The sequence below is a fragment of the uncultured Gimesia sp. genome, from assembly GCF_937919775.1.
Taxonomy (GTDB): domain Bacteria; phylum Planctomycetota; class Planctomycetia; order Planctomycetales; family Planctomycetaceae; genus Gimesia.
In genome coordinates, this window is the sequence record NZ_CALFPF010000352.1 from 1 (window position 1) to 9,807 (window position 9,807).

The window sequence follows — 9,807 nt, forward strand, 5'->3', positions numbered from 1 at the left end:
CCAGGAATGTTTCTCCTTTCTTGAGCCAATTTAAAAGCTATGCTTTGTGGGAAATCAACTTTTGAATTTGCTTGCTGCAATTGATCTTTATGAGGGGAAGAGATAGTGGTACGAAAAGATGCAATAATCAGGTTGCACAAGCAGCTTTTGAATAGACGAGATGAGCTCAAGAAGCTGGTGATCGGTAGTTCAGAGGGCTCTTCTGCCAGCCAGGAATCTGTAGAAGACAGCGGCGATGCAGCAATTCGCGAGACGCGCCAGGGACTGGAGTCTCATTTAGCAGAAATGGAATACAATGAGTTAATGCAGATTCGCCGTGCGATCTCATTGATTCAGGAGGGGCGTTACGGTCATTGCGAAAACTGCAATAAAAGTATACCGATTGCACGGCTCAATGCGGTTCCCTATACGATGTTTTGCGTCGATTGTGCGCAACAGCGCGAATCAATGGGCTTGTCCAGTCAGACCGTTCATAGCGATTGGGAGAACGCCTACGAATTTGAAGACCGGCTTAACGATCATGAAGTCAGAATTCACGATTTAGATCTCGAAAAATAAACTTCCTTCCCGATAATAAGCGACAGAGGGTCCGTCCGACTTGATTGAGCTTATTCATCTCTCCGCAAACCATTTTCCCTCATACCTGATTTAATTTCTGGAGAGTCTTGTTGCAATCAGTCCAGGGGCCCTTTGTATTACTGATAATCGCCTGATCCACTTTCGATCAGTCAATTTCCAGTAATCAAATCGTCCGGCAGTTGGCGAAGGAGTGCCTTATTTTGCCGTAGCTAGAAATAGCTGGAATGCAAAAACGGTCCTGAGTCACGCTGAGAGATTTGCAATATGAAAAATCGATATTCGCTTGGATTAGTGCTTGCACTAATTGCCTCTGCTTCACTATGGAATACCTGTTTTGAGTCCCCCCTGGCGTCAAAACAACTGGAAGCAAAAGTTCCTTCATCGGGAAATCCCGGGCAACAGAACACAGCCATCCTTCCACTGACATCGCTGCACGAAGGCAGTAAACACCTGGCCAAAATCGCAAAACTGGCAACCCCCAGCGTGGTACACATTCAATGTGAGAGACAAACACCACGTGGCGCGGTAGAGGAAACGGGGTCAGGCGTCATTGTGCGAGGCGAAGGGACTCCCGGCTTGTTTATCGTCACGAACCGGCATGTGGTTCGTGATTCCAATGGCAACTCGATTTCCATTCGATTGCACGACGGCCGCGAAATTCATCCGGAACGCAAGTGGGAAGATAAAGACACCGATTTAGCGATTTTAAAAATCAATATCACTGATGTAACCCCTGCCGAATGGGGAGACAGCGACAAGCTGGATATCGGACACATGGTTCTGGCGATGGGAAGTCCATTCGGATTGAGTGAATCCGTCACATTGGGAATCATCAGCGCCAAAGGCCGTCGTTCGCTTCAATTAGGCAGCGGATCCGAGGTGCTCAACCAGAACTTTTTACAGACAGATGCCGCTATTAACCCGGGAAACAGTGGTGGACCGTTAATTGATCTCGAAGGAAAAATCATCGGGATCAACACGGCGATTGCCTCCAACAGCGGCGGAAATGATGGCATCGGCTTCAGTATTCCCAGTAAACTGGTTCGACACGTCTTTAATCAGCTTGTCAAATATGGTCAGGTCTATCGGGCTTATCTCGGCGTACAACTCGATCCCGAATTCAGTATCGCGACCGCAACTCGTTTAACCATGGATCGCGTTCGCGGAGCCCGCGTTGTTAAGGTCATCTCGAATACTCCCGCTTCCCGTGCGAATTTGAAATATGACGACATTATTCTGAGCTTCGGCGGCATTGATGTTCTCGATCAGAATCATTTGATCAATCTGGTCAGTCTGACTCCGATCGACCAGAGAGTCAGCGTGGTCATGCTGCGAAATGGTCGCAAGGTAAACGTCATGGTGGAACTGGCTGACCGTAAAATTCTTGACGAACTGGAACGGAAACAAAAAGAGTCTCAACAGTCTTCACGACGACCGGGGACTTCAGTGGAACCAATGAGCTTTCAGCGCGTAAAAGATCAAAAAGCTCCAGATGCCCTCGCCGGATTGCAATTATACACCATGAATGAAGAACTGGCGATTCAGTTGGGATTCGAGAAATCTCAGTCAGGCTTGCTGGTGATGAATGTCGATCAACAAAGCTCGCTCTACGGAGTGGTTCACTTATATGATGTGATCGAAGAAGTTGCCGGCACTCCCGTGCATAATCTGAGTGAATTCCAGCAGGCTTTACATCAGCATCAGACCCTCAATTCCCTGGTACTGAAAGTATCCAACGGCAACAAAGGAAAACCTCACCATCAGTTATTTATCTGGCAGCAGAATCAATAACCGGAAAAAAGCTTGGTGTCTCCTTCTGAAATAAGATGCGTACCTCAAAAGGGTTCTGCTTCAAAGAAAAAAACCAGGTCAGAATGATTCTGACCTGGTTTCGTTTTTAAATCTTGCTTACTGATTCTTGTTAGTCTCGATAGAATCGAGTCAATTCTTCAAACAGCAGTGGATCGCGGATGGAGTCGCTGGCAAGCCGTGCTCTGAAGCGATGGTTCCCTTCGACTGTACCCCGGACGATGACCTGATAGTTGACCGAATCTCCCGGTGCCAGATCTCCCAGAGATTTGAAGACAACCACACCATTCTCGGCAATGTGCTGAGTCGGACCGGTGGCAGAGATCAATTCGACTCCCGGTGGAAGTTCGCAGGAAATCGAAACGTTCGAGGCAGACTTGCTACCATCATTTTTGACAACCACTTTGTAGCCAGTTTCAGTCCCAATTTCGACAGGATCATCCAAATCTGAGATTTCCAGGACAAGCTGAGCTGTGCCTTCAATTCGAGTTTGCAGCTGAGCATCCGTTTTGACATTATGCTCAGACATCGCCCGGACATGATGGACATAGTTTCCAATCGTCTTGGTTTTCAATTCCACATTCACGTTTGCAGACTGACCTGGCTCCATCCGACCCAGGAACCAACTGATTGTTGAGTCTTCTGGATTGAACTGTCCGCCGTGATCGGCTTTCACAAACTCGAATCCATCGGGAACCTTGTGTAAAATTCTCACGTTGTTTGTCGCAGCCGCACCGTCATTGATGGTTGTGACTGCATACTGAGCACTTCGCCCTTTGTAACGAAGTCCGGGCCCGTCAATCGCAACCTGCATTTTAGGAGCAATAACATTCACGCGGGCCTGACTCGCCTGAACCAGACCACCTTCGGCTTTCGCCATCACTTTAACAATCTGTTCGCCACCCATGACAGCAGCCAGAGCCAGCCGAATCGTACGAGACTCACCTGGATTTAGAGAACCTACCTGCATTTGCAGATATTCTGCAGTGACATGCTCCAGACCCTTGGGGATTTCTGCTTCAAGAACAACATTATGCAGTGTTCCCGTTCCCGGATTGGAGATGGTGACAGACTGAGAAGCAGGCTCGCCAATCATCACGTTCGTCGGACCTTGCACGGCAACTTGCAGCAGTGGTTCAGCCACCATAAATGATTCGGTTAAAGTATTCGTACACCGCACGCTGGCAGTAGCAGATATCGCACCACGCTGACTTGGGATCATGGATACCTGAATCGTTTTTGTTTCGCCTGCCTGCAGTGAATCAAATTTCCATTCCAGATGATCGCGGCTGGAACTCGGAGTAGGAACGGATTTCGTCAAGCGAACCGTAATGGGAAAGAAGGCTTCCACTAGAACATCTTTGGCGATTTGCTTGCCTTCGTTTTTGATTTCCAGTTCAAATTCACATTCCTGGCCTACATTGATTTCACTTTTCTTAATCCACTTGTGCGTGACTTTTGAAGCAACAACTTCCGAAGAGGCACCAACGGGCAGCTGGGGAGTTTCGACGACGCGCCGACTTTGTGGCGATGAGGTAATCGTAATTCCCGAAGGCTGAGTCGTTTTCACATCCGGTTGAGTATTCCCGAATGTTAAATGGTGTTTGTTTTCGACACTCTTACGCTCAGGAATTTGAGGAATCGTTAACTGATTTGTTTTTGGAGCTTCCTGACCGAGTTCAGTCGGCAAGCGGAATTGCTGATTACCATCTGCAGCACTGATCTGCTGAATTTTCCCGCTGGCACCTTGATGATCGCCCTGCTGAAATTCTGCATGCACGATATTTTTCTTACCAGACGGCTCAGCATTAAATTCTTCGAAGCGGTATTTATTCTGAGTGTCGGCGGGGGCAGCGTGTCCAATCTGCTGGAGCGATGACTGTTTGCCGACAGGTGCCTGCGTCTTTTCTTCCAGCCGGCGATAAGGACGCTCCTGGCCAAACAACTCTTTGTAGTAATTGGGCACCTGTGAGAGTTTGGCTTTATCGGATGGTTTGTATTGAGGCGTTTGATTTCTGACAGCGGAATTCTGTTTCGGCTGTGAAATCGTGACGCTGCCAGTCCTGCCAACTTCAGATGACATCGCTTCATCATCCTGATTCGAGAAGTACTGGTTTGCCGCTTTTGAAGGGGGAACCTTGTCGAAGGGAGACTTCGATTCGAACATGCGATCATCGGCGGTTGCGATACTCGCACTCATTACCATAGTTGAAAATATCGCGAGCATCTTTTTTCCGCGTCGCATTTTGTTTCTCCTTACCGATTGGCATTTTCTGCTGGACAGGAATTGAATCTTGATTTGATTTGACATGACGAGGCTTGTGAGCGGGTAAGTTCAGATAAATTACAAAACGGGTTAATGATTTCTATCCATCTCTCTATATCGGCTGTGAGGATTTCCGGAATTGAATGAGATATGCTGATTTTTTAAAATAAACCGGAATTATAAAATATTCCGGTTGTGACGATTCCTAACCTGCCGGTTCGTCAGAATGGATAAATAATCCGTAAGTTTAAATCTTATCAGGCATTACGCAGTTGGTTTTGCCAACCAGCTTCGTAAAATCAAATGCAAAGCCAATCTGCTGCGGTGATCCAGCAAAAGGTGACTTTTGTACCCGTTCAGTATTACCAACTTCGCTATCATAAAAACGAACTGCGGCTGATTGACTCCCGAATAGAAAGCCTGAAAATAGTGCTGGGGTCTAATACAAGGTCCTTGAGGGGAGTAAACTCGTTCCTGTTACCCGAATCGCCATGAACACACATTCTCAAAGCATGCACCGTTCGAAACATCCAAACCGGGCGATGAAGGTCTATATGCTGGGCTGCGTTGATTTTGACGCTTTGCAGGTTTTACAGGAATCGGCCTTACAGGAAATACGGCAGCAGCAGACCGAGCAGGGTGTGCTGTTTGTGTGTGAGCATCCTCCCCTGATTACCGTAGGTCGGGAGGGAAGTCACAGCCAGTTAACAGGTTCCAATCAGGAGTTTAAAGCGGGCCAGATTGAAGTTCGCTGGATTAACCGGGGTGGTGGCGCACTCTTTCATCTACCGGGACAATTGGCCGTTTACCCTATCTTTCCACTCAAACAAATGGGCTTGGGAATTCACGACTATCAAGCCAGGCTGGAACAGTCGATGATCAACATGGCTGCGGAACAAGGGGTGGAAGCAAAAACTCAACCCGGTGCGGCAGGTATTTTCGGCCGTTGTGGACAGTTTGCCTTCGTGGGGGCTGCGATTAAATCGTGGATTTCTTACTATGGTTTGTATATTAATGTTTCACCAGACATGAAATTAATGCGATTAATTGATTCCAATCCGTACGATCACCGTCTGACTTCGCTGTCAGCAACGCTCACGCGTGAAGCCAGTATGAGCTCGGTTCGCGAGAGCATCACCAGGCAGCTGGCATTACAATTTGGATATGACCAGACACATTTTTTTACACGACACCCCTTACTGCATAAAATAAAGAAAAAAGTTTATGTCCACTCTTAATATTTTGTCAGATACTCAACCAGCCCCCAGGCAGCGGCTACCGAAATGGTTGAAAAGACCGCTCCCGGCACCGGGCATGTCCTTTACAAGTAACGTCATCGAAGATTTGAATCTGGTCACTGTTTGCGAAAGTGCCAAGTGCCCCAATCGCACCGAGTGCTGGTCGCACAAAACGGCAACCCTGATGATTCTGGGAAATGTCTGCACGCGGCCCTGTGGATTCTGTTCCATCCCGAAGGGCAAGACAGAAACAGTACAAATTGATGAACCGGAACGCGTCGCAGAAGCGGCTGCACGACTGGGGCTTAAGCATGTTGTCATTACTTCCGTCACACGGGATGATTTACCCGATGGCGGGGCGGAGCATTTTTATAATTGTATTCTGGCAGTGCGCGAACGAACGGGAGCAGACATTGAAGTTTTGACCCCGGATTTCCGCGGCGATCGAAATGCCATTCACCGGGTGATCGAAGCACACCCTGATGTATTCAACCATAATACGGAAACGGTGCCCCGACTCTATCATCGCGTTCGCCGTAACGCAGTCTACCAGCGCACGCTGGACCTGCTGATTCAGGTCAAAGAAACAGATCCTTCGATCATCACGAAAAGCGGGATCATGCTCGGACTCGGGGAAACCAGAGAAGAGGTTCTGGAAGTCTGTGCCGATCTGCGGGCTGTTGGCTGCGATATGATTACCATTGGACAATACCTGCAACCCACGCCTCAGAATTTGCCCGTGGAACGATTTCTACCGCCGGAAGAATTTGACGAGGTCGGAGATCAGGTCCGGGCCATGGGATTCAAACTGGTAGCCAGCGGTCCCTTTGTCCGATCCAGTTATAATGCGGGAGAAATGGCTGCCGTTCTGGGAACCGAGTCCTGAATGGCGTCCCCGATTCTCGTTCCCCCAGTAGGCAGTCCGAATCAGGACATGAAAGTGAGTTTATGGCTCACGCGAGTGGGGGAACCGGTTGTCACAGGAGACCGCGTTGTCGAGCTCTTGATACCGGGTATTACATTTGATGTCGAGGCCCCCTGCTCTGGCATTCTCATTGCCTGTGAATGCCAGCCCGGGGAAGCAGTCCGGGAAGGAAAAATCCTGGGCTGGATTGACCAGAATTTGAAAAACGATGTGGATGCCGCATGACAACCGATCAAATACGAGGCCATCGATCAATTCTTGAAATGCTGGATCGCGCTTTGTCACGCAGCCGCATGCCGCATGCTTTATTGTTTGCGGGAGATGCCGGCATCGGGAAAAAACGAGTCGCCTTGCATCTCGCTCAATGTCTGTTTTGCCTGCAGACTCCGGCCGACGAATTAACCTGTTGTCATGAGTGCAATTCCTGTAAACAAATGGCCGCCGGTACGCATCCGGACCTGATTTCTGTCGAATGCCCTCCGGACAAGGCGATTCTGCCACTCAGCCTGATCATTGGCGGCGACGACCATCGAGGTCGTGAGGGTGTCTGTTATGAAATGTCCCTGCGTCCCATGTCGGGAAACCGGCGAATCGCGATCATTGATGATGCAGACAAAATGAATGCAGAGAGTGCCAACGCCTTACTTAAGACTCTCGAAGAACCCACTGCCAACTATTTAATGATTTTAATCGCCAGCGAGATGGATTCCATTTTGCCGACGATTCGTTCCCGCTGCCAGCTCATCCGGTTCGGTCGTTTATCGGAAGCAGAGGTCGCAGAACTATTACTCCAGCAACAACTGGCCGATTCCGAAGCACAAGCGGCCCAGATTGCACGTTTATCAGAAGGGTCTCTGCAAATCGCCAGCCAGCTTCTCGACGATAATTTAGAAGAACTGCGAGTCAGTATCACACGGCATCTGAGCAAAAAACCATTTCAGCCGCAGGTTTTTGCGCAGACCGTGATCCAGGCGATTGATGATGTTGGAGGGAATACCGCAGCGCAACGGAAGACAGCCAACTGGATTATCAAATTCTGTGCCGACTTTTACCACCAGGCATTACAGCACGCCTCCGGATACAATTCCGGTATCGACTCCGAGCAGATCAGAAAATTTGTGGCTGGTTTCTCTGGAGAAACGGAAGACCGGATCGAAAAAATCGGGAATCTGCTGGACCGCATGATTCAGACGGAAGAACAAATCGATAAAAATGCCACAATCGCCTTGTGTTTTGAAAGCTTGAGCGAAGACCTCAGGGGTATACAGATGAAATAATGCAGTCTCTGCAAGCCTGCCTTGTGAATGCCTGTGGCTTTTCAAAAATATGGTTTTCCCCTGGAATAATTAAGGATTGATTGGTACACATTCGCTATAATAATTCGGCACAGGCGGTCTTCCATTTTAATTGCAGATTATTTCTATAGAACGATGACTGCCTTATTCACTCTCAATTCAATGAATTTATCATAAATGAATATCGAAGTTTCAGGTTATATTGTTCGCTATGGATCCACACGGCTGATTGGGGAATTCACCTGTAAAGGAATTCCGGAATTACCCCGCAACGCGGCTGTGATTATCAAAAGTGACCGCGGTCACGAATGGGGAGAAGTTTTATCTCCGGCAACCGAGCGCGTGCGTACCTTTATGAAAGAGAGCGAACCGGCGGGCCGGATTATCCGCCAGGTTACGGATGATGATTATCGGCAACGCGACCAGAACCGGCATGAAGAAAAGAATGAATTTCAGGGATGCCAGGATCTGGTCAAAGAGCATAAACTGCAAATGCAGTTAGTCGATGTCGAACATCTTTTTGGTGGTGAGAGAGTGGTTTTTTATTATCTCGCCGAGAAACGCGTCGACTTTCGAGAGCTGGTGAAATCATTGGCCCGAAAATATCGATCTCGAATTGAAATGCGTCAGATCGGCGTTCGCGATGAAGCCAAGCTGCTGGCAGATTACGGCGATTGCGGTAAACCCGTTTGCTGTGGAACCCACCTCACAGAAATGCCACCGGTTTCCATGAAAATGGCCAAGCTCCAAAAAACCTCTCTCGACCCGAATAAACTTTCCGGTCGATGCGGGCGACTCAAATGCTGTTTGCGATATGAATACGATACCTATAAAAGTTATAAGAAGGATCTGCCTCCCATTGGTTCCACAGTCATCACCACACAGGGTGAGGGAAAAGTAACGAACCAGGAAATCCTTTCAGAATGCGTACAAGTTGTCTACCAGGACTCACGCAGGATGATTGTCCATCGTAAAGACATTCTGGAAGTGATTAAAAAGAAAAAAGGCGAACATCCTGTCGAAGAATGACCGAAAAGGGAGCAGGACTGGAAAACCGGCCCTGACAGAATGGATTTCCCTGAAAGACCAATTCGAATATTTTTAATATCTGTGCTGTTATCCGGTAAGAAAGTCTTGACCAAAGGCTTCCAGATCGAAACACTAGTTCTAGCTGGCGCAAGAGCCCTGATTAGAGCAAATTCAAAAGGTATGGGTGAAAAAAATGACATCTGCCACAAATCTTTCCCGACCAAAGCTGCAATACCACCCCAATGCGTATGACTTTGTTTTTGAAGCCTTGCAGGAGGCGCAGGAAATTTATGCGCGTACGATCATAAACGAGAATGAGCAGGAAGAGGCTCATGTATCCGGCCAGGAACTTCTGGAAGGTGTAAGAGCACTTGCCTTAAAACAGTTTGGCCTAATGACCACCACTGTTTTTAAACAATGGGGGGTTAAAACAACGAAAGACTTCGGAAAGATGGTCTTTGAGATGATTGAGCATGGCAGAATGCGAAAAACAGAAAACGACCGGCTCGAAGACTTCGTAGATCTCTATGACTTTGAACAGGTCTTTAATTCAGATTATATCATCGACACCAGCCAGGTCTTCAATCGTAGAACAGCCGAGCACGCCTGATTCCGCACTGGCTGCCCTTTCTTCACTTCCCGATGACGGCTATCAGACCCTCCTGC

Annotated in this window: 9 protein-coding genes; 8 read left to right on the plus strand and 1 reads right to left on the minus strand. The window is 48.2% G+C overall.

What is annotated here, in order from left to right:
- Window positions 1-147: 147 nt before the first annotated feature.
- Together Q0294_RS09780 and Q0294_RS09785 are read left to right on the plus strand one after the other, a co-directional pair.
- Window positions 148-558 carry a TraR/DksA family transcriptional regulator gene (locus Q0294_RS09780; protein WP_299464075.1) on the plus strand — a complete coding sequence of 137 codons (411 nt, stop codon included), beginning with the start codon at window positions 148-150 and terminating at the stop codon, window positions 556-558.
- Between the two features lie 285 nt (window positions 559-843).
- The gene (locus Q0294_RS09785; protein ID WP_299464078.1) at window positions 844-2,370 is read left to right on the plus strand and encodes a trypsin-like peptidase domain-containing protein; all 1,527 of its coding nucleotides are present in this window, start codon (window positions 844-846) and stop codon (window positions 2,368-2,370) included.
- 130 nt (window positions 2,371-2,500) lie between these two features.
- Here Q0294_RS09785 and Q0294_RS09790 read toward each other — a convergent pair whose 3' ends face one another.
- Window positions 2,501-4,633, minus strand: a complete 2,133-nt coding sequence (locus tag Q0294_RS09790; RefSeq protein WP_299464081.1) for a hypothetical protein — start codon at window positions 4,631-4,633, stop codon at window positions 2,501-2,503.
- A 512-nt stretch (window positions 4,634-5,145) separates the two neighbouring features.
- Here Q0294_RS09790 and Q0294_RS09795 point away from each other — a divergent pair.
- The 6 genes from Q0294_RS09795 (at window position 5,146) to Q0294_RS09820 (ending at window position 9,751) form a co-directional block, all read left to right on the plus strand.
- The gene (locus tag Q0294_RS09795) at window positions 5,146-5,892 is read left to right on the plus strand and encodes a hypothetical protein (RefSeq protein ID WP_299464084.1); all 747 of its coding nucleotides are present in this window, start codon (window positions 5,146-5,148) and stop codon (window positions 5,890-5,892) included.
- Window positions 5,879-6,778 carry a lipoyl synthase gene (gene lipA / locus Q0294_RS09800; protein ID WP_299464087.1) on the plus strand — a complete coding sequence of 300 codons (900 nt, stop codon included), beginning with the start codon at window positions 5,879-5,881 and terminating at the stop codon, window positions 6,776-6,778. Before Q0294_RS09795 ends, lipA begins: the two co-directional genes overlap by 14 nt.
- Complete coding sequence (locus Q0294_RS09805; RefSeq protein ID WP_299464091.1) at window positions 6,779-7,042, plus strand: lipoyl domain-containing protein; 264 nt, start codon at window positions 6,779-6,781, stop codon at window positions 7,040-7,042.
- A complete protein-coding gene (holB, locus tag Q0294_RS09810; protein ID WP_299464094.1) occupies window positions 7,039-8,094 on the plus strand; it encodes a DNA polymerase III subunit delta' in 1,056 nt (351 codons plus the stop codon). Before Q0294_RS09805 ends, holB begins: the two co-directional genes overlap by 4 nt.
- A gap of 195 nt (window positions 8,095-8,289) precedes the next feature.
- Window positions 8,290-9,141 carry a regulatory iron-sulfur-containing complex subunit RicT gene (gene ricT / locus Q0294_RS09815; RefSeq protein WP_299464097.1) on the plus strand — a complete coding sequence of 284 codons (852 nt, stop codon included), beginning with the start codon at window positions 8,290-8,292 and terminating at the stop codon, window positions 9,139-9,141.
- Window positions 9,142-9,334: 193 nt separating this feature from the next.
- On the plus strand, window positions 9,335-9,751 hold the full coding sequence (locus Q0294_RS09820) for a Minf_1886 family protein (protein WP_299464100.1): 417 nt from the start codon (window positions 9,335-9,337) through the stop codon (window positions 9,749-9,751).
- Window positions 9,752-9,807 lie beyond the last annotated feature (56 nt).